The sequence below is a fragment of the Pandoraea cepalis genome, from assembly GCF_902459625.1.
GTDB classification, from domain to species: Bacteria; Pseudomonadota; Gammaproteobacteria; order Burkholderiales; family Burkholderiaceae; genus Pandoraea; species Pandoraea cepalis.
The window spans coordinates 210,230-236,142 of sequence record NZ_CABPRY010000008.1 but is presented as its reverse complement, the minus strand read 5'-3'; the positions used below and the strand labels follow the sequence as shown (position 1 = coordinate 236,142).

General features: G+C 62.4%; 16 protein-coding genes. 6 read left to right on the top strand and 10 right to left on the bottom strand.

Annotated elements, in window-relative coordinates:
- Positions 1–208: 208 nt before the first annotated feature.
- The 9 genes from mctP to PCE31107_RS17210 all read right to left on the bottom strand — a co-directional run bounded on the left by mctP (position 209) and on the right by PCE31107_RS17210 (position 10,127).
- A complete protein-coding gene (mctP, locus tag PCE31107_RS17250; protein WP_150610010.1) occupies positions 209–1,759 on the bottom strand; it encodes a monocarboxylate uptake permease MctP in 1,551 nt (516 codons plus the stop codon).
- Entirely contained in the window at positions 1,756–1,986 is a 231-nt protein-coding gene (locus tag PCE31107_RS17245; protein WP_130026490.1) for a DUF3311 domain-containing protein, read from the bottom strand. The genes mctP and PCE31107_RS17245 overlap by 4 nt, the downstream gene beginning before the upstream one ends.
- A gap of 209 nt (positions 1,987–2,195) precedes the next feature.
- On the bottom strand, positions 2,196–2,603 hold the full coding sequence (locus PCE31107_RS17240) for a RidA family protein (RefSeq protein WP_026131573.1): 408 nt from the start codon (positions 2,601–2,603) through the stop codon (positions 2,196–2,198).
- 2 nt (positions 2,604–2,605) lie between these two features.
- Positions 2,606–3,076, bottom strand: coding sequence for an acyl-CoA thioesterase (locus PCE31107_RS17235; RefSeq protein WP_017231831.1), 471 nt, complete (start codon positions 3,074–3,076; stop codon positions 2,606–2,608).
- An 86-nt stretch (positions 3,077–3,162) separates the two neighbouring features.
- The gene (locus PCE31107_RS17230; protein ID WP_150610009.1) at positions 3,163–4,806 is read right to left on the bottom strand and encodes an AMP-binding protein; all 1,644 of its coding nucleotides are present in this window, start codon (positions 4,804–4,806) and stop codon (positions 3,163–3,165) included.
- A 59-nt stretch (positions 4,807–4,865) separates the two neighbouring features.
- Positions 4,866–6,050: an acyl-CoA dehydrogenase family protein gene (locus PCE31107_RS17225; RefSeq protein WP_150610008.1), complete on the bottom strand. Its 1,185-nt coding sequence runs from the start codon at positions 6,048–6,050 to the stop codon at positions 4,866–4,868.
- Positions 6,051–6,063: 13 nt separating this feature from the next.
- On the bottom strand, positions 6,064–6,927 hold the full coding sequence (locus PCE31107_RS17220) for an enoyl-CoA hydratase family protein (protein ID WP_150610006.1): 864 nt from the start codon (positions 6,925–6,927) through the stop codon (positions 6,064–6,066).
- Between the two features lie 35 nt (positions 6,928–6,962).
- A complete protein-coding gene (locus PCE31107_RS17215; protein WP_150610005.1) occupies positions 6,963–7,775 on the bottom strand; it encodes an SDR family NAD(P)-dependent oxidoreductase in 813 nt (270 codons plus the stop codon).
- Positions 7,776–7,784: 9 nt separating this feature from the next.
- Positions 7,785–10,127 (bottom strand): bifunctional salicylyl-CoA 5-hydroxylase/oxidoreductase, encoded by a 2,343-nt coding sequence (locus PCE31107_RS17210; protein WP_150610004.1) that lies wholly within the window; start codon positions 10,125–10,127, stop codon positions 7,785–7,787.
- 312 nt (positions 10,128–10,439) lie between these two features.
- On the opposite strand from PCE31107_RS17210, the gene PCE31107_RS23435 reads away from it, so the two are divergent.
- The 3 genes from PCE31107_RS23435 to PCE31107_RS17200 all read left to right on the top strand — a co-directional run bounded on the left by PCE31107_RS23435 (position 10,440) and on the right by PCE31107_RS17200 (position 23,221).
- Entirely contained in the window at positions 10,440–10,637 is a 198-nt protein-coding gene (locus PCE31107_RS23435; RefSeq protein WP_174966708.1) for a hypothetical protein, read from the top strand.
- 131 nt (positions 10,638–10,768) lie between these two features.
- A complete protein-coding gene (locus PCE31107_RS17205) occupies positions 10,769–12,442 on the top strand; it encodes a ShlB/FhaC/HecB family hemolysin secretion/activation protein (protein WP_174966707.1) in 1,674 nt (557 codons plus the stop codon).
- A gap of 9 nt (positions 12,443–12,451) precedes the next feature.
- Positions 12,452–23,221 (top strand): two-partner secretion domain-containing protein, encoded by a 10,770-nt coding sequence (locus PCE31107_RS17200; protein WP_150610001.1) that lies wholly within the window; start codon positions 12,452–12,454, stop codon positions 23,219–23,221.
- A gap of 35 nt (positions 23,222–23,256) precedes the next feature.
- Here the strand turns inward: PCE31107_RS17200 and PCE31107_RS23430 are convergent, their stop codons facing one another.
- The gene (locus tag PCE31107_RS23430; protein WP_174966706.1) at positions 23,257–23,418 is read right to left on the bottom strand and encodes a hypothetical protein; all 162 of its coding nucleotides are present in this window, start codon (positions 23,416–23,418) and stop codon (positions 23,257–23,259) included.
- Between the two features lie 6 nt (positions 23,419–23,424).
- Here PCE31107_RS23430 and PCE31107_RS17195 point away from each other — a divergent pair, with 6 nt between their 5' ends.
- The 3 genes from PCE31107_RS17195 (at position 23,425) to PCE31107_RS17185 (ending at position 25,894) form a co-directional block, all read left to right on the top strand.
- Entirely contained in the window at positions 23,425–24,495 is a 1,071-nt protein-coding gene (locus PCE31107_RS17195; protein WP_150610000.1) for a hypothetical protein, read from the top strand.
- Positions 24,496–25,033: 538 nt separating this feature from the next.
- Positions 25,034–25,294: a hypothetical protein gene (locus PCE31107_RS17190; protein ID WP_150609998.1), complete on the top strand. Its 261-nt coding sequence runs from the start codon at positions 25,034–25,036 to the stop codon at positions 25,292–25,294.
- 6 nt (positions 25,295–25,300) lie between these two features.
- On the top strand, positions 25,301–25,894 hold the full coding sequence (locus PCE31107_RS17185) for a hypothetical protein (RefSeq protein WP_150609997.1): 594 nt from the start codon (positions 25,301–25,303) through the stop codon (positions 25,892–25,894).
- Positions 25,895–25,913: the final 19 nt, after the last annotated feature.

Here is a 25,913-nt window from a genome sequence, read left to right as displayed (position 1 = left end):
CGGACCGGGGCCCCTTTCTGCAGCGAGTTGGGTTTATGTTTGAGAGGCGGAAAGGGGCCCCGGTCCGTCTAGGGGAGTGGTGTTGAGGCCCCGGTCCGTCTAGGGGAGTGGTGTTGAGGCCCCGATCCGTCTAGGGGAGCGGTGCACAGGCCCCGGTCCGTCCAGGGGATCGGTGTTGAGGCCCCGATCCGCCAGCAAAACACCCTCCTCAAGAATGGACTGCGTCTGAATAATCCTCTGGCTGGGTGGCATCAGAGCGTGGTTGCATGCCGAGCACCTTGACGAGCGCCGTCACTAGAACGGCGACAACCAGATTGATGAAGAGCGAATAGAGTGCGGCATAGCCGGGCATCGTGAGCGAGCCGATGTGCAGAGCGAAGACAGACGACTTGAAGCCTGTAGAAGCGGCCATCCACGTACCGACGGCGATACCGGCGAACCAACCGACCAGCAGGCCGCGATGATCGAGCCAACGGGTATAAAGCCCGAGCACGATTGCGGGAAGCGTCTGAATGATCCAGATGCCGCCGAGCAGTTGAAGCTGAATCGCGTACTGAAGCGGCAAGAACAGCACGAAGAACAGCGCGCCGAGCTTCACCACGAGCGAGACACGTTTTGCGATCAGCGTCTCCTGCGCGGCGGACACCGATTTATTCAGGAATTCCTTATGCACGTTACGTGTATAGAGATTCGCGGCGGCGATCGACATAATGGCGGCGGGGACCAATGCACCGATGGCGATAGCGGCGAATGCCACGCCGACAAACCACGAAGGGAAGGCGTAGAGAAACAGCGCCGGCACGGCGAAATTCGTCCCATATTGCGCGAAATACGGTGCGAACTGAGGCATCGACTTCACCCCGGAGGCCAACGCCATGTACCCGAGCAAGGCGATCAACCCGAGCAGCAGCGTATAAGCGGGCAACAGCGCCATATTGCGTCGAATCGTATTACCGCTCTTTGCGCTGAGCAGCGCCGTAATCGAGTGCGGATACAAGAACAGTGCGAACGCCGAGCCCAATGCCAACGTTGCATAAGCGCTGTAGCCCGCGAGCGAACCTCCTGATGGCGGTTTCAGCAGCAGATTCCCTGCGGGGACTGCCGCGAACACATGCGACATTCCGCCCAGGCGAATCGGAATCACGATCAACGCCGCGATAATCGTCAGATAAATCAGCGTGTCCTTCACAATCGCGATCAATGCCGGTGCGCGCAAACCACTGGTGTACGTGTAAGCGGCGAGAATCACGAACGCGATAATCAGTGGCAAATCGCCGAGCCAGCCTGTCGCGTGAAAGCCCAGGGCACCGATCACCACCTCGATCCCCACCAGTTGCAGGGCGATGTACGGCATCGTTGCCACGATCCCCGTGACCGCGATCGCCAGCCCTAGCCAACCGCTGCCGTAGCGAGCGCTCACAAAATCCGCAGCGGTCACATAGCCGTGCTTTCGCGACACCTGCCAAAGCTTCGGAAAGACCACAAACGCAAACGGGAAAACCAGAATCGTGTACGGCAACGCGAAGAACCCCAGCGCGCCGGCGCCGAACACCAACGCCGGCACAGCGATAAACGTATAAGCCGTATACAAATCGCCGCCGAGCAAAAACCAACTGACAATCGTGCCGAAGCGGCGCCCTGCCAGCCCCCACTCGTCGAGTTGCGCGAGATCCCCGCGTCGCCAGTGCGCCGCCACGAACCCCACGATCGTGACAAACACAAACAGCGCGACAAAAACCACCGTAGCCGTCCAGTTCATGATCGACCTCCCGTCGCAGCGTCAGTTGGCGCCGTGCGTCGGTGCACCCACGCCGTAAGCAGCGCAGTCACCAACACCCACGCAAACTGATACCAATAGAAAAACGGGAAACCGAAGAGAGACGGCTCGAGCCGGTTGTAGAACGGCACCCACAGAACGCCAGCGAAAGGCAGCAACAACAGCCACAGCCAACCCCTGCCGCGCGATAGCGACGCGTTTTCATTCATGATTGCGTACCTCCCGGCGGGATCGCCACCGATCGCTCACGCAACGTGTGCCTATAACGACTATATGTCCTGAAAAGCAAAACGGCTTACGGACAAACCCCAACCCAGCCGGATTCGCCATAAGCCGCATTTCGAGAGGAAAAACCGGCGTCGTCAGACCATGCCCGCCATCCTGCTTCCCCCCTTCACCTACCCAACATCCCCAACATCTACGCCGCCGGCACCACCGCCGTCACCTCGATCTCCACCTTCGCTTCGTCCTCCACCAGATCGGCCACTTCCACCGCCGTCATCGCCGGGAAGTGACGACCGATCACCGCGCGATAATGCTCTCCAATCGCGCGATAACACTCCACATACTCGCGCTTATTCTTCACATACCACGTCATGCGAACGATATGTTCCGGCTTCGCGTTGCCCTCCGCCAGAATCGCCACAATATTCTCAAGCGTCTGACGCACCTGCAGCGCGAAATCGTCCGTCTCGAAACGTTGCTGCCCATTCCAGCCGATCTGACCGCCGACAAACACAATGCGGCTGCCCGCCGTCATCTCGAAAGCCATGCCATTCGCATAGCCGCGCGGCTTCGCCCATTCGGGGGGTTGCAGAACTTGCAGCATCAGGACACTCCTTCAATAACAGAATCAGGTGCGGCAAAGCGCACAATCGCCGCGCGCTGGGCGTCGGGCACCGCGATCGGGGCGGGCCTGCCGCCCTCGCCTTTCGCGACCCAAACCAACACCAGCGTGGCTTGCAAACGCGTCTCGTCGTTCGCTCCGGAAAACCGGATGCGCAACGTCATCGACGAACGACCCAGACGCGAGACCTCCAGCGAACGCTGGAGCGTCTCGCCCAAAAAACTCGGCGCACTGAAGCGACACTCAATGTTCGCCGTCGGCACGCCCATCGCATTACGCAAATGCATCTCGCCGAACGACAGACCCAGCCCTTCGGCGCACCAGTCCTCGACCAGATCGTTCATCATCTCGAAATAGCGCGGATAGAACACAATCCCGGCCGGATCGCAATGCTTGAACCGCACCAACAACGGCTTCACAAACGCGTGCGCCGCCACCTCAGCTTCCGACATATCCTCTCCCCCGCATGTCTCGTCGTCACACCGCGTCAACGTGAGTGGGCGCCCACTGGAGCGCCCCACCCTCGCCTCAGTGCACCTCAATGCGCCATCTGCCGCAGCTTGAAGCGCTGAAGCTTGCCCGTCTCCGTGCGCGGCAGTGCATCGACAAATTCAATCGCCCGCGGATACTTGTACGGCGCGATGTTGGCCTTCACATACTCCTGAAGCGCCTTCACCATCGCGTCGTCGCGCGGCTCGCCCGCCTTGAGCACCACATACGCCTTCACAATCTGACCGCGCGCCTCGTCGCTCGCGCCGACCACCCCGCACTCCGCTACCGCCGGGTGCTTCAGCAATGCCGACTCCACCTCAGGGCCCGCGATGTTGTACCCCGCCGACACAATCATGTCGTCCGAGCGCGCCTGATAGTAATAATTACCGGCCTCGTCACAACGGAACGTATCGCCCGGCAGATTCCAGCCATTCTTCACATAATTCGTCTGACGCGAGTCCGCAAGATATCGACACCCCGTCGGCCCCTTCACCGCCAGCTTGCCTACCTTGCCCGGCGGCAGCGGCTGCATGTTCTCGTCAACGATCATCGCGATATAGCCCGGCACCGGCCTGCCGATCGCGCCCGGCACCACGTCGCCGTTCGCCGCCGAGATGAAAATATGAATCATCTCCGTGCCGCCAATGCCGTCGATCATCTCGATACCCGACGCCTGCTTCCAGAGTTGACGCGTTGCATCCGGCAACGCCTCCCCCGCCGACACCGTCTTCTTCAGACTCGACAGATCGTACTTGCCCACCAGCGCAGCCATCTGACGATAGAACGTTGGCGCCGTGAAACAGATCGTCGCGCGGTACTGCTCGATCGCCTGCAGCAGACTGTCCGGCGTGAGCTTCTCCAACAACACCGTTGCCGCTCCGACACGCAACGGGAACGTCAACAGGCCGCCCGTACCGAAAGTGAACGCTAACGGGGGGGTGCCGCAGAAAATGTCCTCCGGCCCCGGCTTGAGCACATGGCGCGGAAACAGATCGCACATCGCCAACACATCACGATGGAAATGCATCGTGCCCTTCGGCTGCCCCGTCGTGCCGCTCGTGAACGCAATCAGGCAGACATCGTCCACCGCCGTATCGCAAGCCTCGAAACTCGCCGGCTGGCGGGCCATGCGCGCCTCCAGTGAGTCCTCACCCACGTCGTGGAAGTACACCACCCGCGTCAACGCGGGACAGAAATACTCATGGTCCGCCCGGCGGTTGAACTCCAGTTCATCCTTCAGACGCCCATCGCACAGCGCCGCACCGACCTCCGCCTTGTCGACGATCTGCTTGAGTTCCTTCGCGCGCAAGAGCGGCATCGTCGGCACGCCCACCAGCCCCGCCTTGATCACCGCCAGCCACGCCGCCGCCATGAACAGGTTATTGGGTCCGCGCAACAGCACGCGATTGCCCGGCACCAGCGCCATGTCGTTGCGCAGCACGTGCGCGATACGGTCGACCATCTCGCGCAAACCGAAATACGTCGTGACCGTCGTCTGACCGTTCTCCACCGAATAAATCGCAGGCGCCTCGCCGCGACCTTGCGCAATCGCGCGATCCAGCAATTCGGCGGCGCAATTGATACGCGCCGGGTACGCCACGTCCGGATTGTCCAGCAGAAACTCGGGCCACTGATCCACGGGCGGCAGATTGTCGCGCGCGAAAGTGTCGAGATGTCCAGATCGTTCCATGTGCTTCTCCTTGCCCCCGGTAATCAAGCCTGGCGCCTGCGCGCCGCCACAGACCGCGCTCAGCCGTCCTTGAGCAGTTCGCGCGCGATGATCAGTTTTTGTACTTCCGTTGCCCCTTCGTAGATCCGCAGCGAGCGAATCTCACGGTACAGACGCTCCACGATCGCGCCCGACACCACGCCCGCGCCGCCGAACATCTGCAACGCGCGGTCGATCACCTGCTGCGCCGACTCCGTCGCGAACATTTTCGCCATCGCCGCCTCGCGTGTCGTGCGCTGCCCCTGCACGTCACGCTGCCAGGCCGCGCGATACGTCAGCAATGCCGCGGCGTCCACCGACGTCGCCATCTCGCCCAAGGCCGCCTGCGTGATCTGGAAATCGGCGAGCGTCTGCCCGAACATTTCGCGCGACTTCGCTCGCGCCAGCCCTTCGTCGAGCGCGCGACGGGCAAAGCCCAGCGCCGCCGCCGCCACCGACGCGCGGAAAATATCCAGCGTCATCATCGCCACCTTGAAGCCCTGCCCCGCCTCGCCCAAACGCTGCGACGCCGGTACGCGACAGTTCTCGAACTTCAGACGCGCCAGCGGATGCGGCGCACTCACGTCGATCCGCTCGGCAATCGTCAGCCCCGGCGTGTCGGCATCCACCACGAACGCGCTGATACCGCGGGCGCCGGGCGCCTCGCCCGTACGCACGAAGACACAATAGAAGTCCGCGATGCCGCCATTCGAAATCCACGTCTTCTCGCCGTTCAGCACGTAGTCGTCGCCTTCGCGCGTGGCCGAACACGCCATCGCGGCCACATCCGACCCGGCATTCGGCTCCGAGAGCGCAAACGCCGCAATCGCCTCGCCCGAGGCCACGCGCGGCAGATAGCGCTGCTTGAGCGCCTCGCTGCCCGCCAGCGTGATCGCGCCGCTACCCAATCCCTGCATCGCAAAGGCGAAGTCAGCCAGACCGTCGTGACGCGCGAGCGTCTCGCGCAGCACACACAACGCCCGCGAATCCAATTGATCCAGCGCGCCGCCATGACTCGCGCTCACGCAATACTTCAGCCAGCCCGCGCGACCCAGTTGGCGCACCAGCGACACGCATGTCGCGTCGGTATCCGCGTGGTGATCGACCTTCAGTTCGCGCGTGCACCAGGCGTCGAGTTCCGCGCCCAACCGGCGATGCGCCTCGTCGAAAAACGGCCACGCCAGAAAGTCGCCATTGCGCGCGTTGTGGGGAGTGATATCGCTCATCGTCTCGCTCGCGTCAGTCGCCCTTGAACACCGGTTTTTGCTTGGCGACGAAAGCGTCGTAAGCGCGGCGGAAGTCCTTCGTCTGCATACAGATGGCCTGCGCTTCGGCTTCGGCCTCGATGGCCTCGTCCACGCCCATGTTCCACTCCTGATGCAACAGTTTCTTGGTCACGCCGTGCGCGAACGTCGGGCCGCAGGCGATCTGATCGGCCAGCGTCTGCGCGGCCGAGAGCACAGCGCCGCCGTCATGCAATGCGTTGAAAAAGCCCCATTGCAGCCCTTCCTCGGCCGTCATCACGCGACCGGTGTACAGCAACTCCGACGCGCGGCCTTGTCCGATCATGCGCGGCAGCAGCGTGCACGCGCCCATGTCGGCACCCGCCAGCCCCACGCGCACGAACAGGAACGCCGTCTTCGCCTGCGGCGTCCCCAGACGCATGTCGGAGGCGAGCGCCATCATCGCCCCGGCCCCGGCACAAATCCCGTCGATGGCGCTGACGATCGGCTGCGGACAGGCTCGCATCGCCTTGACCAGATCGCCCGTCATGCGCGTGAAGTCGAGCAGCTCAGGCATGCTCATCTGCGTGAGCGGGCCGATGATTTCGTGAACGTCGCCGCCCGAGCAAAAATTGCCGCCCGCGCCCGTCACGACGACCGTCTTGATATCCGTGGCGTAGACCAGACCTCGAAACAGATCGCGCAACTCCGCATACGAGTCGAACGTCAGCGGATTCTTCTTGTCGGGACGATTCAGCGTGATCGTGCCCACGCTCGCGCGCCCTTGCGCGTCGTTCGACACCGACCACAGAAAGTGCTGGGCTTCATAGTTCGCGAACGGGCGCTTGTGATGCGCCATCGTCAATTTCACGTCGCTCATTGGCCGATCTCCTCAAATAGTAAGTGCATGGGTGCTTAGCCGACGGTCACTTCGCCGCCCGCCACCGCGATCGATTGTCCTGTCACGGCACCGGCGCCCGGCTGGCAGAGCCACAGCACGGCGTCGGCCACCTCTTGCGGTTGCACGAGACGGCCCTGCGGATTGCGGCGGGCCAACTCGGCGCGCGCGTCGTCTTCACCGCGACCGGTCTTCGCGACGATATTCGCCACCGCGTCGCGCACGATATCCGTTTCCGTATACCCCGGGCAAACGGCATTCACCGTCACCCCTTTCTTCGCCACTTCGAGCGCCAGTGCGCGCGTGAGCCCGACCACGCCGTGCTTGGCCGCGCAATACGCAGTGACATACGGATACCCGATCAGCCCGGCGGTACTCGCCACGTTCACGATGCGGCCCCACCCGGCCGACAGCATCGAGGGCAGCGCGGCGGAAATACAGTGAAACGTCCCCGTCAGGTTGACGTCGATCATTTGTTGCCAGAGCGCGCTGTCCGTCTTGCCGAATGGCGCGCTGAGTGCTTGCCCCGCGTTGTTCACCAGCACCTGCACCGGCCCGAAGCGCCCGGCCGCGCCTGCAAAGGCCGCGGCGACGGCGGAGGCATCCGAGATATCCGCACTGACCCAGGCCACCTTGCCATGCGCGGCCAAGGCGTGTGCACCGCTCGCGAGCGTGGCTTGATTGCGTCCGAGCAGCGTCACCCGTGCGCCCTGCGCCAGCAGTGACCGGGCCACGGCCTCACCGATACCGCGCGCGCCGCCCGTCACCAGCGCATGCACACCCGCGAGCGATGCGGGCGATGCGCCAGCCGAGATTGTCGTTGACGTCATGAACTGTCCTTATTTACCGATCTGTTGAGCGTAGGCGGCCGCACGCTCCAGATTGGTCTCGTACTGCCGCTTGCCCGCATAGTACTGTGACGGCCACGGCAGATCCTTGTAGCCGATCTTCGCGGCTTCGTGCAGCGTCCAGAACGGATCGGCGAGGTGCGGTCGCGCCAGCGCGCACAGATCGGCACGGCCCGACGCGATGATGCTGTTCACGTGATCCGCCTCGAAAATCGCGCCCACCGCCATCGTCGGAATGCCGGCCTCGTTGCGCACACGGTCGGCAAACGGCGTCTGGAACATGCGCCCGTAGACCGGCTTCTCGTCCTTGCTGACCTGGCCCGACGAGCAGTCGATGAGATCCGCACCAGCGTCCTTGAAGGCGCGCGCAATCGTCACGGCGTCGTCCGGCGTGATGCCGCCTTCGACCCAGTCGTGTGCCGAAATCCGCACCGACATCGGCTTGGCCGCCGGCCAGACATCGCGCACAGCATGGAAGACTTCCAGCGGATAACGCAGCCGGTTCTCCAGCGAGCCGCCGTACGCGTCCTGACGCTGGTTCGTGAGCGGGGAGATGAAGCTCGAGAGCAGATAGCCGTGAGCGCAGTGCAGTTCGAGCCAGTCGAAGCCTGCCTCGGCAGCGCGACGGGCGGCGTGCACGAAGTCGTCCTTGACGCGGTCCATGTCGGCGCGGGTCATCTCGCGCGGCGTCTGCGACACGCCCTCGATGTAAGGCAGCGGCGAGGCCGAGATCAGCGGCCAGTTGCCGTCGTCGAGCGGCTGGTCGATGCCGTCCCAGGCCAGCCGCGTCGAGCCCTTGCGACCGGCGTGGCCGATCTGCATGGCGATCCTGGCGTCGCTGCCCGCGTGCACGAAGTCGACGATGCGCTTCCACGCGTCGCGTTGCGTATCGTTCCACAGGCCGGGGCACCCCGGCGTGATGCGTGCGTCGGGCGACACGCAGGTCATCTCCGCGACGATCATGCCCGCACCGCCCAGCGCGCGGCTGCCCAGGTGTACGAGGTGGAAGTCGCCCGGCACACCGTCGACCGACGAGTACATGGCCATCGGCGACATCACGATACGGTTCTTGAGCGTGAGTTCGCGCGCCCGGTACGGGGTGAACATCGGCGGAATCGCCTGCTGGCCGTCGGCGCGCGTCACGCCGGAACGCTTGGCGAGCCAGTCTTCGAAGCCTTCGACATAGGCGGGGTCGCGCACGCGCAGGTTCTCGTGAGAAATCCGTTGCGAGCGCGTGAGCAGCGAGTAAGCGAATTGCTCCGGCGCGAAGCGAGCATAGCGATCGACGGTTTCGAACCACTCCGTCGAATTCCGGGCGGCGTTCTGAATCTTGAGCACTTCGACGCCGCGCGCGGCTTCGTAGTCGGCCAGCACGCGCGGCAGGGCATCGATGCCCTCGCTGCGCAGACCGTCGGCGAGGGCGATGGCGTCTTCCAGCGCGAGCTTGGTGCCCGAGCCGATCGAGAAGTGCGCGGTGTGGGCGGCGTCGCCCATGAGGACGATGGGTACGCGCTTGCCGTCGACATCGCGCCAGTGCACCCAATGTTCGCAGATCACGCGCGGGAAGCGGATCCAGATGGCCGAGCCGCGCAGGTGCTTGGCGTTGCTCATGAGTTCATGGCCGCCGAGGTACTTCGCGAAGAGGTTTTCGCAGAACTTCACGCCCTCTTCCTGGCTCATTCGATCGATGCCGTGGGCGCGCCAGACTTCCTCGGGCGTCTCGACGATGAACGTCGACGTGTCGGCATCGAACTGATAGGCGTGCGCCTGAAACCAGCCGTGCTCGGTCTTCTCGAAGGCGAACGTGAAGGCGTCGAAGCGTTGATGCGTACCGAGCCAGACGAAACGATTCTGCCGCGTATCGATGTCCGGGCGATAGGTGTCGGCGTAACGGGTACGGATGCGACTGTTCAGGCCGTCCGACGCGATCACCAGGTCGGCCTGATAGCGGCGGGCGATCTCGTCATCGTCGGCCACGTCGGTCTCGAAAACCAGTTCGACGCCGAGCGCTTCGCAGCGCGCCTGCAAGATGTTGAGCAGCTTCTTGCGGCCGATGCCGATGAAGCCGTGACCGCCCGAGGTGATCGTGCGCCCTTCGAAGTGGATGTCGATGTCATCCCACCGGTTGAAGGCGGCGTTGATCTGCGCGGCACTCTCCGGATCGGCCTCCTGAAGGTTGTCCATGGTGGCATCGGAGAACACGACGCCCCAGCCGAACGTGTCGTAGGGCCGATTCCGTTCGACCACCACCACACGATGCGACGGATCGCGCAGCTTCATCAACAACCCGAAATACAGGCCCGCAGGACCGCCACCGATACAGACGATATTCATCTCCAGCCTCCGGATTCACAGATCGCGCCGCATTCGCCGATCTTTGTTAAATCGTAAATAGTTTATACCTAAAATACTAGCGAAAAAAAATGCGGCCGGCAAGGTGGTCAGACCCTGATGTTCAACGGGTCGGGAAAGCCCTTAGAAGGGGAATCGTCTGAGGCGACCATCGGACGATTCCGAAATTTTGCCAATGGGTCCAAAACCGAAATACTTGGCAATGCCCGTCTGCCAGAATTCTCGCCGTCGTGTCACTCACGGTTCCTTCCAACCTCTGGCCTGACGCCAGGGTGTAAGCCCCCCGGCTGCTGCATGTTCACCATGCTCACTGTTGCGCCCTTTTTGCGCATTCGCGTCTGCGTGCGCGTCGATCTCCGCCATGGCGGATTCCGGCGTGCGCGTGATGTCGCGATGCCCCGTTTCGACTACAAAAAAGGGCAACATCATCCGTGGTACATCGTGACCGTCCGGTCTTCATCGCATCGCTGCATCGCCGCCTTGGCGCCGTAGTCCCTTACCTCCCTTGCGCTCCTCGCGTCCCCCACGTCCTTTGCACACCGGCCGTCCTGCGCGCGAGCCTGCTGGCGTGTGGGCTCGCGCTTCAGTGCCCGACCGGCATCGCGCAAGGCCACCCGTCCGCGTTGCACGACGCCGTGCGGCAAGGCGTGCAGGACGAACAACTGGAGCGCCAGCGCCGGGAGGCCGACGAGCGCGAACAACGCGCCGACGCGCCCGACGTTCGCCTGCCCGCCCTCCCCGACGGCGCACTGGCCGCGCAAGACAACCTACGGCTTCCCGCCGAATCGCCCTGCGTTGCGCTGCGCAGCGTCACGCTCACGGGCCTGGGCGGCGCCCCGCTGCCAGCGCCCTTCGCGTCTGTCGAAGCAGCGATCGTGCCGTTCGTCGGACAGTGCGCCGGCACGAACGGGGTGGCCCGGGTTGCCGCAGTGGTCACCCAAGCGATCCTGACCGAGGGCTGGGTCACCACACGCGTGATCGTTCCCGAGCAGGATATGGCCGATGGGCATCTGACGCTCCAGGTCATCCCCGGCACCGTCTCGGCGATGCGCTTCTCGGATCCGGCCACACGCGGCACCTGGCGGTCCGCAGTCCCCTTGCGCGACGGTGACTTGCTCTCGCTGAGCGCGCTGGAGCAGGGACTCGAACAACTCAAGCGCCTGCCGAGCCAGGATGCCGATATTCGCATCGAGCCCGGTGACACGCCCGGATCTAGCGAGGTCCTGATCGACGTGCAACGGCAACGGCCGTGGCGTCTGCTGGCCTCCGTCGATAACGGCGGTACGCGCGACACCGGGCGCTTGCAGGGTCAACTGGCGATCGGCGTCGATAACCCGCTCGGCCTGAACGACCTTCTCGATGTTGCCGTCCAGCACGACCTGTCGACCGGCGACGACCGGTTCGGCACCCGGGGCGCGAGCGCCAGTTATTCGGTGCCCTGGGGTTACCACACCGTCTCGATCTTCGGCAGCACGCGCGCTTACTTCCAACGCATTGCGGGGGCCAACGAATCGTTCGTGTCGAGCGGGCGCAACCAGACGGTCGAACTGCGGCTGGAGCGCGTGGTCCATCGCGACAGCCGTGGCAAGACGGCACTCGACGCCCGGCTGGGACGCCGTTTCGGCAAGAGCTTCATCGAAGACTTCGAGATCTCGCAGCAGTATCGGAACAACACCTATCTGCAAATCGGGACCACGCACCGGCATTACTTCGGTGCGGCGCAGGCGGACCTAGCGCTGAGCTACCGGCAAGGCATGCCTTGGTTCGGCGCACAGGACGACCTGCGCGATCCCGTCACCCGCCAGCCGACGAAGCAGACGTATCGGTACCGCATGTTCACGCTGGACGTGCAGTGGTCCGTACCACTCCCCGTGGAGCGTTTCCCCATCCGGTATGTCGGCACGCTCCACGCACAGACCACCGCCAACGCCTTGTGGGCCGTCGACCAGATCGCCATCGGCGGCCGGTACAGCGTGCGCGGCTTCACCGGCGACCAGACCCTGAGCGCCGAGCGCGGCTTCTTCCTTCGCAACGAATTGCACGTGCCAATCGCGACGAGTGCGCACGCCGCGTACGTGGGTGTGGACTACGGCCGGGTGTTCGGCCCGAGCGCCCGCTACCTTCCCGGCACCCAACTGGCCGGCGCGGTCATCGGCCTGCGCGGACAAATCGGCACGTACGGCGGCCCGTGGGGCAACGCCAGCTACGACGTGTTCGTCGCCAAACCCCTCCTGCGCCCCGCCCGGTTTCCCGTCAACGCCGCCGTTGCCGGCATCTCGATCGCCCTTCGCTACTGAGTCCCGACCATGAACACACGTTGCTTCCATCTGATCTTCAGCCATGTCCAACGCCAGTGGGTCGCGGTCGGCGAGAACGTTCGGCGCGGCCGAACGCCCGGATGCGGGCGCAATTCGCGTCGTCACCTGCCGGGCGCTACGCCTGCGGTAGCGCCGCGGCACCACGTCCTGCATCCGCTTCGTTCTGCGCTCGTGCCCGCGCTGCTCGCCCTCGGCTTCCCGATCACTGCGGCATCGCAAATCGTTGCCACCCCCGGCCCTCATGCGCCCGGCGTCAGCACCACGCCGAACGGCTTGCCGCTCGTCAACATCACGGCACCCAGCGCAGCGGGCGTTTCGCAAAACCAGTACCAGCAGTTCGACGTTCCCACGCAAGGGGCGATTCTCAACAACTCGCGCTCCATTGTGCAGACGCAAATCGGCGGTCTCGTGCCCGGCAACCCCAACCTCGCGGGCGCACCAGCGCGAATCATCGTCAACCAGGTCACCGGGGCGCTGCCATCGCGCCTCGCCGGCTATCTCGAAGTGGCCGGGCAACGGGCCGAAGTCATCGTCAGCAACCCCAATGGGCTCACCTGCGACGGCTGCGGTTTCATCAACACCGATCGTGGCGTACTCACTACCGGCCTGCCGGTGTTTGGCGGCACCGGCTCGCTCGAAGCGTTTCGCGTGACCGACGGGCGCCTGCTCATTACCGGCAGCGGCCTGAACGCCAGCAACCTGGCGCACGCCGCCTTGCTGGCCCGCGCCGTCGAGGTGAACGCCGCCGTTCACGCGCAACAACTGGAGGTCATCGCGGGCCTGAACGAGATCGACGCGGCGACGTTCGGCGTGAACAGCAGCGTCGTGTCCGCGAGCGGCGCGCCGCCCTTCGCGCTCGACGTCTCCCGTCTGGGCGGCATGTATGCCGGGAAAATCCGGCTCATTGGCACCGAAGCCGGCGTGGGCGTCAACGTAGACGGGCACATCACCGCCAACCAGGGGTCGCTGGTGCTGAACAGCGCCGGGCAACTTCAGATTGGCGGACGGCTGAGCGCGCGCGAGGACCTGCACGCAACCGCTGCCGGTGACTTGTCCATCCGTGGCGAGACGGTAGCCGACGGCGCAATGACGCTGCGAAGCACGCGCGACCTCGTCAGTTCGGGCACCCTGCGCGGAGCGCGTGACGTGACGCTCGATGCCGGCGGCACGTGGCGCCATACCGGCACCGTGTCGGCAGGGCGACATCTGGTCGCCAATGCGGCGGCCGTGGCGTCCTCTGGCGCGATGGCTGCCGGTGCCAACGCCGACGGCACCCACGGGGAAACAGGCAACCTGTCGCTCTCCACCGCGGGCCTGATGCAAGCCGGGGGTACCCATTCGGCCACCGGCGACATCGCCTTGATCGGCGACGCCCTCGATTTCACCGGCGCGACATCGAACACCTTACGCGGGCTGCGGATGCACGCACGCAACGGCGCCGTTACGATGACGCGCGCGACGACACAAGTCGGGGGCGCCACGCAAATTGCCGCGCAGCACGATGTGATGCACGACGGGGCAACGCTCAGAACGTCCGGCCTCGTCGTCGAGGCTTCCGGACTGAGCAATCGCGGCGGGCGCCTCTCGCAATGGGGCGTGTCCCCGCTCCGAATCTCGCTGTCCGGCCTGCTGCGCAATCGCGAGGGGCAGATACATGCCAACGGCAGCGATTTCTCGCTGACATCCGGGCACATCGACAACACGTCGGGCAAGATCGAGCACGCTGGCGCGGGCGACTTCCGCGTTGCCAGCGGGGGTGTCGACAACACGCGCGGGACGCTCGCCACCAACGGCGCCCTGTCCATCGACGCGAGCACCTGGCGCAACGATGACGGCACCGTCTCGGCGAAACGTTCCCTGACGGCCGGACTACTCGGCCTGGTGACGAACACCGGCGGGCTGATGCAATCCGGGGGCTTGTTTTCGCTGCGGGCGGACACCATCGAGAACCGCGGTGGACGATTGCTGGCGCTGGGCAATGCCGACCTTCGCCTGCACGCCGAGACGCGCATAGACAACGCACGTCTGGGCGATACCCAGGGGCAAATTGCCGGACGCGGCGACGTGACGCTCTCAGGCGCATCGCTCTCCAATAGCGGGACATGGACGGCGCAAGGGTCGCTCGTCGCCAATGCCGCGGGCCCCTTGCTGAACGCAGGGGGGCGTATCGTCGCGCGGCATCACGTCACCCTTGCTGTTCGTGGCCTGTTCGACAACGCCAGCGGCAGCTTGAGCGCGGGCGAGGCATTGATCCTGCGTGCCGACACGATCGGCAACACGCGCGGGCAGATGCAGGCGACTTCGCTTGCGGTGAACGCCCAGCACCTGGACAACGGCGTCGGGGCGATCCGCCAGACAGGCACCGGCGCCGATCACTCGGCACTATTGAGCATCGGCGGGCGTCTTCAAAATCGCGAGGGCGAGATCCACTTCGCCGCCGGTGACGCCAACCTGGACGCCACCGAATTCGACAACTCGGTTGGCACCGTGGCACATGCCGGGTACGGCAAGTTGTCCATCAAGGGGCAGTCGCTCGACAATCGCGAGGGCCGCGTTGGCACGAACGGCGACTTGTTGTTGCGTGTAACGTCGCTGACGAATGCCCACGGCCGCATGACGGCATTGAGACGCTTGAACGCGAACGTCGACGCGAGTCTGAACAACGCGTCGGGGCGGCTGGCGGGGAAGTCCGTGACGCTGGAGGTCGGCGAGACGCTGGCTAACCGCGCGGGTTCGGTCGAAGCCGGCGACGCGCTACGGGTGAAGGCTCGCAATGTCGACAACGCGGCGGGGGCCCTGCTCAACAGCGGCCAAGCCCCCACGACCCTGGCCGTTCAAGATAAGTTGACCAACACGGAAGGCGGCCGAATCGCGGCCAATGCGGACGTCACCGTCACGGCGGGCAGCTTCGACAACACTGGGGGTCGGCTGCATGCGGGCAAGTCCCTTGCGCTGACGACCGCCTCGGATCTACTGAACGCGGCAGGCTACCTCACGGCGGGCGAGCGCCTAGACATCGTCGCCGGTGGCGGCATCGTCAATCGCGCCGGCCAAATGAGCGCACGCGACGCCTTGCGCATCGCGGCCACCGGCAACCTCGACAACGGGTTGGGGACATTCGACGTCAGCGCGCCCTATGGATACCTGCGCTTGTCCGGGCGACAACTGGACAACGCCGGTGGCCGCGTCGCGAACGCTGGCACCGGAGCCGTCGACATCGTCCTGCGCGAACGGCTACGCAATCGCGCCTCTGCCGGAAACGCGGCGAAGTCCGTCGGCAGCATTGCCGGCAACGGTGCCGTCAACGTGTCGGCCAATGGTATCGACAACCTCGAGGGTGCATGGATCGCCGCCGGCGGATCGCTCAAGCTCACCTCGACCCGAGACATCGACAATCGCTTCGGGCGGCTGCAAGCGCATGGCCCGTTGACCACGACAGCGGATGAAAACATCACGAACGCGGATGGCGTGATGCATGCCGGCAAGGCGCTCTACGTCGCGGCGGGCGGCAAGCTCGACAACACGCGCGGAAGTATTGAGACCGCAGGCGATCCGTCGACTGGCGGCGACGAAGCGCTCACCCTCGCCTCCGTCACGCTCGACAACACCGACGGCCGGATCGTCAACGGCACGCGCGGCGACATGACCCTCACGGCGAACGCGATCACGAATGCGCTGACCCGCCCTTCGTCGGCGAATCGTCCGGACGGACTGTTGGGCGGTAACGGTCGCGTCTCCATCACCACGTTCGCGCTGATGAATGGCCCGAACGCGCTGATCAGTGCCGGTGCGGACCTATCGCTGAGCGTGCGCGACACCCTCGGCAATGGTGGAAGCCTGTTCTCGGGCGCCGATCTCGGCGTGATGTGGCGCGAGACGCAACGAACGCGGTCGTTCGAGAACACCGGGACGGTTCATGCGCGTCGCGATGCGTCCGTCGCCGTGGCCGAACTGGCCCACCAGGCCGGCGAAATCGCCGTCAATCAGAATCTGATCCTGCGCACCGAGCGCCTGCGCGGCAGTGCGCGATTACGGGCGGGCAACGATCTGCACGTCTCGTTGCCGGGCGACTTTACCTATGGCGTCGACCACGCCTGGCAGGCGAACGGCAGTCTCAAGCTCGACGTCGGCGGCTTGTTGCGCGTTCACGGCGCGCTCGGGGCCATGAAGCAACTCACGGTGAACGCGGCACGCGTCGTCAACACGGCGCAAGGCCGCTTGCGCGCCGGCTCGGTGTTCGTCACCGTGGCGGACGACATCACCAACGACACACGCATCGATGGCGACGAGGTCAGCCTCATCGGCGCCCGCTTCACGAACACCGGCGCCGTCATCGGCGGCCGCATCCGATTCGACGGCGCTAGCTTCGTCAACACGGGCGAGCGCGCCGTGCTGGCGGCAACGCAGCAATTGGATCTCTTCGTCACGGGCAATGTCCTCAACGAGAACGGCGCGACGCTCTACAGCCTGGGCACCCTGCGTGTCGCCGCGGGCGAGACGCGCGATGCGCAGGGCTACCTGACGCAGCAAACCGGTAGCTTCATCAACCGATCGGCCGTCCTCGAAGCGGGTGGCGATGTCGACATCGCGACGCGCGAGTTCGTGAACGAGCGCAGCTACATCAACATTGTGCGAGCCGGCGACGCGGGCGAGACCCAGACGGTGCGCGACGTCTGGATCGCCGGCTACGTGGCGCTGCCGAGGGAATCGGGCAGCCGGGCACGCTGCGCTGCCGGCACGGCGTCCGCCTGCGAAGAATTGCCGACCGAGCATACGAGCCATAGCCTGAGCGTGAACGGCGAACCGGCGATGATCGAGGAGACCTACGAAGAGACCAACCAGTTCGGCAAAGTCGTGCGACAAACACGCCTGATCCCGAATCCGCGCAACCAAGCCTTTACGCAGTGGCGTTGGGGACGTGAAGCGCGCGCGGCACTCTCAGCAGAGAAGCTCCACGTAGTGAACAGCCCCATCAGCGTCACGATCGCCAAGCGCGGGGTGACGGCGCTCGACACCGACAAGAAGACGTTCTCGCTGGAGCACCCCATCATCGAGTTGTACAAGCGGAACTTCTTCTCGAAAGATTACAGCTCCCGCAACATCACCCAACGCGCCGTTCAGCATTTCGAGTCGATCGCGGACGATGGCAACGGCAATTGGGTCATCCAGTTCTGGCCCGACTACGATCCCGGCGAGCACATCCGGCCCACCGTCGTCGACCAGTCCCGTCAGACCATTACCGGGGATTCAGAGGAAGGCGTGCGGATCTTCCGCCGTGGACACGGCATCGAGGACGGCCGCGACACCAACGAGTACCGTCGCCGCATTACCGTTCGCAGCACGACCGACGTGCTGGGTGACGTCGCCGCGCCGGGCGTCATCACGTCGCAAGGCACGATCCGCCTGAACGTGGACAACGGCACCGCGTTGAATCATGCGTCGACGATCAGCGCCGGCGGCGACCTGCAGGTTCGCGGCAACGGCGGTCAAATCACGAGCCGCAGCGTCGGGCTTGAGCGCGTGGAGCGCATCGCGCAATCGTCCGATCTGTATTGGCACGAGAAGAGCGGCAACAGCGACAGCTGGTTCACGACCGTCGATCTCGACGTGACGGAACGGCGCTCCATCGTCGGGGGGCTGCCCAGTCTGATCACGTCGAACCAGACGACCAGCCTTCGCGGCCGCGACGTCACCATCGAGACCGGCACCGTCGACGGAACGATCATCGGCAGCCGGCAAACGGACAGTGCGGTCGGCACATCGACGCGTGTTGCCGTCGATACGGACACGACGACAGTTGCGACCGGCACGCCTGCAGGCGTCGATCCCGTGACCGCGGCGCCAGCGACGGCAGACGTCTCGGGTGCAATTCAGACGCTGGATAGCGTCTCCGGCGGCATTCCCGACCTCAAGCTTCCGCGCAGCGCCCTGTTCAAGGTCGTGACGGCCCCTGACCAGCCGTATCTCGTCGAGACCGATTCGCGGTTCACCGATTACGGTGTGTTCGTCTCCAGCAACTACCAGCTCGAGTTGCTCGGCGTCGACCCGGCCGGCATCGAGCGTCGTATCGGCGATGGCTTCTACGAGGCGAAGCTGGTGCGCGAGCAGGTGCTGACCCTGACGGGACGCGCGGCGCTGGGCAACCAAGAGGGTGGCGGCACGGCGACTGCCGACGCCGAGTTCCGCACGCTGCTGGCGCAAGGTGCCCGCGCCGGTCGCGATCTCGAACTGCGCGTGGGCATTCGACTCACGCCTGAGCAAATGCGGGCCCTCACCGACGACATCGTCTGGCTGGTTCGCCAAACGGTCACCTTGCCGGACGGCAGCACGACGACCGTGCTGGTGCCCACGGTGTATCTGGCACATGGCAAACGCGTCGTCATGCAACCCGGCGGCGCACTGGTCACCGGCCGGGACGTCGTTGTCGAGGCAACGAACGACTTCAACAATAGCGGCCAGATCGTCGGCGACACGAGCACTCGGGTCCATGCGAGAGACGTCGACAATCGCGGCGTGATCGGCGGCACGAGCGGCTTGGGCAGTGTTGGTCAGGTGGAAGTGGTTGCCGAACGCGATATGCGCAACATCGGCGGTGAAATTGCGGGCAAGCAGGTCAATGTCACCGCCGGACGAGACGTTGTCGTCGCCAGTCAGACCCATACGAGCGAGTGGGTGAACGGATCGCAGTCCGGTTCGGCAACTACTGTCGAATCGCAGGGGCGCATCGGTGCACTGGATTCGCTGGTGATCACAGCGGGGCGAGATCTCTCGGTCAACGGTGCGGAAATCGACGCCGGTGGCGACGCCGGCTTGGCCGCCGGACGCGACATCTCGCTGGGCGCGGTGGCGTTGAACCGCGAATTCGGCGGCGGATCGGGAGATAACCACAATTACACGCAGGTCACGGACCAACTGACGGCCACCGTCAACACGGGCGGCAACGTTACCGTCGTGGCGGGACGCGACGCGTCCACCGCGGGCACCGGTATCGACGCGGGCAAGACGGTCGTCATTGCGGCAGCCCGCGACGTGGAGATTGGCGCGGCCATCGGCAGCATCACGGACTCGGGTCGTGTGAACAGCGACACCTATGCCGCGTCGGTGGACTCGTATGAAGAAACCGTGCGCGGTAGTCAAGTTCAGGGCGGCAGCGGGATCACCGTCGCCGCCGGGCAAGCCGCGGCTGTCGAGCGGCTGCTCGATGAGCGAGGCGTCACCGCGTATGTGACGTCGGGGGACGCGACGACCGGTGAAGTGAAAATACTCGGCTCGTATCTGAGCGGTGGGTCTGGCGATGGCACACCATCGGGGGCGGCATCGGCATCGACGTCGGCCAAGGCATCGGCATCGACGTCGGCCAAGGCGGGCAAGTCCGACGTCACCGTCGTCGCGACCGGCGATGTGACCATCGGCGGCGTTTCAGCCCGTTACGACGACACCCGTTGGTCGCGAAGGACCCAGCAGGGCCTCCTCTCCTCCACGACTGAAGAACATTTGCGCGAATCGCACGGCACGCGCACGACGGGCAGCACGTTGTCGGGCGATGGCGTCACGGTCGCGGCGGGGCGCGACGTCACGATCACCGGGTCGCAGGTGGTGGCCGATGACGACATGACGATCGGGGCGAAGCGGAACGTGACGATCACGTCCGCGGAAGACCGCAGCAACTCGCTGAGCGTTACGGAGAAGCAGACCAGTGGCGTCTTCGGAAGTGGTATGGGCTTCACCATCGGCAGCCGGTCGGAGAAGGAAAAACAACGGCGCGAGCAGGTCACGCAAACCGGGAGTGTGGTCGGTTCGGTGACCGGAGACGTCAGCGTTCAGGCGGGCAACGACTACCGGCAGGAAGGCAGCACGGTCGTTGCCCGCGATGGCGACGTGACGATTGCGGGTAAGCGCGTTGCCATTGTCGAGAGTGAAGACAGCGAGCAGAGCGTGCATGAACGGGAAGTCGAGCAGGCAGGATTGACCGTTGCCGTCTCCAGCCCGCTGCTGGATGCCGCGGAGTCCGTCGGTCAGATGGGCAAGGCGGTCAGCAAGGTCAAGGACCCGCGCATGAAGGCGCTCGGTGTCGCCGCCGGCGGACTCGCGGTGAAGAATGCCGCCGATACCGTCAAGAATCTCAAGGATGCGGCCAACGTCAGTATCTCGGTGACGGTCGGCGGATCCAAGCACGAAAGCCGCGAGACCAACGACAGCACAACGGCCAATGGCTCAAGCGTGCGTGCTGGTGGCAACGTCACTGTTGCGGCCACCGGCGATGGAGATCAGTCGTCGTTGCTCATTCGGGGTAGTGAGATCGACGCCGGGCACGACGCCAAGCTCACCTCCGATGGCACGCTCGACATCCTCGCGGCCAAGGACACCTCGGAACACCACCGCAGATCCACCGGCGTGTCGGGCGGCATCGGCCTGGGCATTTCCATGGGCACCAATGGCATGTCGATGGGGGTGACGGCCAAGGCCAGCGCGTCGCGTGGCAAGGCGGACGGCAAGGACGTTACCCAACGCAACAGCCATATCTCGGCGGGCGGCGTGGCCGAGATCGTCTCTGGTGGCGACACGAACATTAGAGGCGGGACGGTGGTCGGCGAACGAGTCGTTGCCAACGTCGGCGGCGATTTGAACATCGAGAGCCTGCAGGACACCAGCGTCTACGCATCGAAGGATCAGTCGATCGGGGGAAGCGCCACGGTGGGGTTGGGTGGTGCGTCCGGCAGCATCAACGTCAGCCATCAGCAGGTCAACAGCGATTTCGCCAGCGTCACGGAGCAGTCGGGAATCAAGGCGGGCGATGGAGGTTTCGATGTCACCGTCAAGGGCAACACCGATCTGACCGGCGCCATCATCGCGTCGACCGACAAGGCCGCTGACGAGGATAGGAACCGTCTGAAAACCGGTTCTTTGACGACCCGTGATGTGGAAAACCACGCAGAGTACGACGCCTTCGGCATCAGCCTGGGGGGCGGTGTCAGCATGGGCTTCGGAGACAACGCCAAGGTCGGCACGGACCAGAAGGGGGATGCGCAAACCGGTGCGAACGCCACACCGGGCAGCGAGCTGCCGAAAACGGGTCCGGTGAGCATTAAGCCGCCGGTGGTGGTGGCCGCTGGCGATAGCGCATCGAGCACGACGCGCAGCGGCATCAGTGCGGGGGTGATCGAGATCACCGACGAAGTCAGCCAACTGGAACGAACTGGCAAGACGGCCAAGGAAACCGTAGCTGCCGTCAACCGCGACGTGTCGTCAGACAAGGACGGCAGCGGCACACTCGCCAATAAATTCGACAAGGAGCAGATCGAAACCAGCTTCGAGATCATGCGGACGCTTCAGCGCGAGGTGGGGACGTTTGTAGAGAATCGGGCTAAGGAGGCTGACGAGCTGAAAAAGGCGCGCGATAAGGAGACAGATCCGACCAAGCGGGCCGAGCTGGACTCACAACTAGCCGACGCGCAGCAATGGGGCCCGGGTGGCGATTACCGGCGTATCGCGACGGCCATTGTTGCAGCTGCTGCAGGGAACGTAACGGCCGGCATGGGCGACATGATCACGCGCGGCGCGGTGAATTACCTGCAGAGCTTGGGCGCAGAGAAGGTCAAGGCGATTGCCGATGAGCTGAATAGCGAGACGGCGCGCGCTGCCTTGCAGGGCATCGTGGGTTGTGCGGGAGCTGCAGCCTCGGGCGGCAACTGTGGCGCGGGAGCGATGGGTGCGTCGGCGAGCGTCGTGCTTAACAACCTGCTGGACAAGGCGGGCGGGAAGTCCGCCAACGACCTGAGTGCGGAGGCGAAGGAAGCGCACGCGAATCTGGTCACAAGTGTGGTGGTGGGGATCGCAGCCGTCGCGGGAGGTGATGCAACTACGGCAGCCACAAGCGCAAAGATCGAAGTTGAAAATAATTACCTGACCGAAAAAGAAGCGCGAAATCTCGATAAAGAATTGTCGTCATGCAAAACATCCGGCGGGAATTGCAAGGAAGTTATTAATAAATATATCGATACAAGCAATAAAAATAGCAAGGAATTGGCCGAGGCGTGCACTGGTGGAGGTGTGGCTTGTGTGACGTGGGAGGAGCTTATTCGAGCCAGTACAAGTGTCGCGATGGACGAGAATGGCCTGCAGGTGCGGATGAGTGACAAGCTGAAAGACCCCGGGGCATCTGCGTTACTCGAATATCTTAACGGGAAGGACCTCAAGTTCTTGAATGAAAACATATCGACAATGGACAGGGTTCTTTCGGTGGTCAGCGATCCAACGAGTTGGCCGGTGATTGTTATGAGCGCCAAAGCCTTTATCACAGGACCGAGCGGGAAAGAGAAATTGATTGCTGCTGGCGTTACCGGTGGGGCGAGTTCTGCGATCCAATATGGCATCGAAAAAGATGTAAATCTATCAGATTTAATTGGCGCTGCCGTCATCGGATCAATAACCGCAGGAAAGAATTTCAACACAACTGTGACGTGGAACGCGGTCGGTGGTTATTATTCAGCAGAAATAAGAGGTGACGATCCGTTTATCGCTGGATTATTAAGTGGCACTGGCGCATCCGCAGGCTATGCCGCGGGGAACGTTATTAAAATACCCATGGATAAAATTATGAACCCGATATCGAAACAGTATGAGTGGACCCCCACAGGATTTTGGACAATTACAAAGCCACCCCCTCAACACCCCCTTCCATCCATATCAGGCAACGTCGCAGACTCAATAACCTCAGAAATAATGCAAAATAAAATAAAAAATCAACTGCAAAATTAATTAAAAATGAGCAAAAAGTCATTATTTGTTTTAATTTATCTTTGCATATCAATACCAATTGGATTGTTTGTTGCAGCATTCATTTCCGGAATTTCAATCGCCTTTTTATTTTTGGATTTAAAATATGAATTTCCATTCTCCGCAAAAGAAATATACCAGTACTTGAAAGCATCAACAGTAGGAGTTCCGATTGGCATGGTTTTATGGTTTTTTTACTACAGAAAAGTATAAATATTTCACATCAATTAATGAAATCGACCTCCCTGGACTTAGCGTCAGGCACAGGCGAATTCCTGCAGCGTGCCGCGGTGAGCTATCTGCAAACGCTCGCGGTGGAAAAGGTCAAGGAGATCGCCGACGAGCTCAAGAGCGAAACGGCACGCACTGCCTTGCATGGGATCGTTGGCTGTGCCGGTGCGGCTGCGGTCGGGAGCAGCTGCGGCGCGGGTGCGATGGGTGGAGCGGCGAGTGTGGTTCTCGGCAATTTGCTTAACGCCGTCGCGGATACCCGCAACGACGGGCTCTCGCAGCCCGAGAAGGAAGCTCGAATGAACCTGATTGAATCGCTCGTCGCCGGCGTCACGGCCGCAGCGGGTGGGGATGCCACCGCAGCGAGCATCGCGTCAAGGCTAGAGCTGGAGAACAACCAATTCGAGCTTCCGCAGGGAATCGTAAGGGCCGGAGCTGCGTCAACGTCGTTGGGCGAATTCATGGCGAAGAACGGCGCATCCGCTGAAGAAATTCAGCAAGCTCAGACAGACTTGCTTCGCGGATTGGGGACGGATGCGGCTCAGCCCGCGACGGAGTTGTTGAAAAGTTGGGCAATGCTCATGGCGGCAGCGCCGTCCATCGCTGGTGGCACCACTGCGACCTTGGCCGGGGTGGCGGCGGGTGCGGCTATTGGTGGCACAACTAACGCCATGGTCCAGCAAACACTCAATGGAGAGCAAGAAATGAGCACCGTCGACGTCCTTGTTGCAATTGCGACCGGAGCGGCAACTCAAGGTCGGGGCATTGTCGCGACTGTGTCCACAAGCGCCAGTGGTGCCGCGATTGGGGCAACGTTGAAAGGCGAGAAAGCCACGAGTCCAATTATCGGAGCCGTGCTGGGTGCAGCAGTCGGAGCAAAGATAGGTCACGCAATTAGTGAATCGGCAAAAAATGTAATAACGAATGGCGCATCCAACATCGTCGGATCAGGTTCTGGGTCTCTCATTTCAGAAGCCATCTCATCGGGCATCCAAGATCAACTCAACGAAGAAAAAAGTAAATGATAAAAATCAAAGATGTTATTCAAATACTTCTTTTTATAATCTACCTATCAGCATCATTATCCTTACTCACATTATCAGCGAGATTCTTCGTGGCAATTTATTTCTTCATCACACATGGCGAATTCTATTTCAGCACCAGCAATTTCACTTACTCGATAAAAGCAGGAACTGCAGCCGGAATTCCATTGGGATTTGGAGTCTGGATTCTCGGGAGAATTAACAACAAAAACCTTGACAAATAAGGCATCATCATTAGCACAAACCAGAACCTCAATACCCACCCGCCAGATCATTCCTAATTGCAAAACCAGGAAGACTTACACGCTCGATAAATTTAGATTTACCTGTCCGTGAAATTTCGTACCAACGAAATCTGGAGATCATGGCTCCTCTGATCTGCTCGGCTAACTCCGGCCAGTTTGAATGTTAGTTTTCCGGCGCCTTGATCTGCTCAGATGAGGAGGAAGTATGAAGAAGAGCCGGTACAGCTTAGCCTCCAGTTTCCAGTGCAACGCCGCGAATGGCGTACGGTGTTGCGATGAAGAATAGCTACAGGCATTTGACTGCGGAGGAACGCGCGGCAATCATGATTGAAAACACGAAGGACACGAGCACGACTCGCAGCAGTATTAACGCAGACGTTATCGAGATAACCAACGAGACCAGCCAACGCGAACGAACCAATCAGACAGCAGAAATGACAGTGGCTGGCGTCAATCGCGACGTGTCCTCGGACGGGGACAGCAGCGGCGCACTTGCCAACAACTTCGACACGAAGATCCCTTTACTCTATGGATAATAAAGAATGTTGATGAGTCAAAAAAACCTATTTTCTCTGGCAGCAATCTTTTTATTTTCGGCTTGCGCCACCACACATTTACCGGCCATCAGTCAACAGTACGACCCATCCAACTCTGCGCGCATCCGCTTATTCGGACAAAATGGAAAGCCGTCTTTCATGACGGTCGAAATGCCACAAGGAAATACTGTTGAAGTGACTGTTGGCGGCAGTGCAGGGGATGCATTTAGCTCTTTTCTAGGAACAACCAAGAATGAAAGCATCGGCATTAGCGAAACCGAGAATACAAAAAACATTCAACAGCGTGGAAGCCTGCTTTCCAAGGTTTTTTATCGCGAATTTGTCATCCCTGCGGGGCGTAAATTGCAGGTCAGAAATGCATTTATCGAACTAGGCCATTTTTATCATAGGCCGGGAGGATCCATCGCAATGGTAAAGAATTCAGTGAGTTGCTCAAGCCAGATTGTTAGCTTCGTACCTGAAGCAGGAAAAGACTACGAAGTCGGCTCCTACAGAAATGGGCGCCAATGCTCGGTTATGGTTTTCGAAATCCGTAATCAGCAAGGAACAGTACTATCAAGTCCCATTGAGATCGACTAGGACATTCGGACGCCCCCCC

Bases quoted from the DNA above. Each gene is read 5' to 3' on its own strand.
- PCE31107_RS17245 (WP_130026490.1), bottom strand. From the start codon at position 1,986: ATGAATGAAAACGCGTCGCTATCGCGCGGCAGGGGTTGGCTGTGGCTG.
- PCE31107_RS17220 (WP_150610006.1), bottom strand. From the start codon at position 6,927: ATGAGCGACGTGAAATTGACGATGGCGCATCACAAGCGCCCGTTCGCG.
- PCE31107_RS17210 (WP_150610004.1), bottom strand. From the start codon at position 10,127: ATGAATATCGTCTGTATCGGTGGCGGTCCTGCGGGCCTGTATTTCGGG.
- PCE31107_RS17215 (WP_150610005.1), bottom strand. From the start codon at position 7,775: ATGACGTCAACGACAATCTCGGCTGGCGCATCGCCCGCATCGCTCGCG.
- PCE31107_RS23430 (WP_174966706.1), bottom strand. From the start codon at position 23,418: ATGCCAATCGGAACTCCTACTGTTGATGCTTTCAAGTACTGGTATATT.
- mctP (WP_150610010.1), bottom strand. From the start codon at position 1,759: ATGAACTGGACGGCTACGGTGGTTTTTGTCGCGCTGTTTGTGTTTGTC.
- PCE31107_RS17230 (WP_150610009.1), bottom strand. From the start codon at position 4,806: ATGGAACGATCTGGACATCTCGACACTTTCGCGCGCGACAATCTGCCG.
- PCE31107_RS17200 (WP_150610001.1), top strand. From the start codon at position 12,452: ATGAACACACGTTGCTTCCATCTGATCTTCAGCCATGTCCAACGCCAG.
- PCE31107_RS17185 (WP_150609997.1), top strand. From the start codon at position 25,301: ATGTTGATGAGTCAAAAAAACCTATTTTCTCTGGCAGCAATCTTTTTA.
- PCE31107_RS23435 (WP_174966708.1), top strand. From the start codon at position 10,440: ATGTTCACCATGCTCACTGTTGCGCCCTTTTTGCGCATTCGCGTCTGC.
- PCE31107_RS17235 (WP_017231831.1), bottom strand. From the start codon at position 3,076: ATGTCGGAAGCTGAGGTGGCGGCGCACGCGTTTGTGAAGCCGTTGTTG.
- PCE31107_RS17190 (WP_150609998.1), top strand. From the start codon at position 25,034: ATGAAGAATAGCTACAGGCATTTGACTGCGGAGGAACGCGCGGCAATC.
- PCE31107_RS17225 (WP_150610008.1), bottom strand. From the start codon at position 6,050: ATGAGCGATATCACTCCCCACAACGCGCGCAATGGCGACTTTCTGGCG.
- PCE31107_RS17195 (WP_150610000.1), top strand. From the start codon at position 23,425: ATGGTTTTTTTACTACAGAAAAGTATAAATATTTCACATCAATTAATG.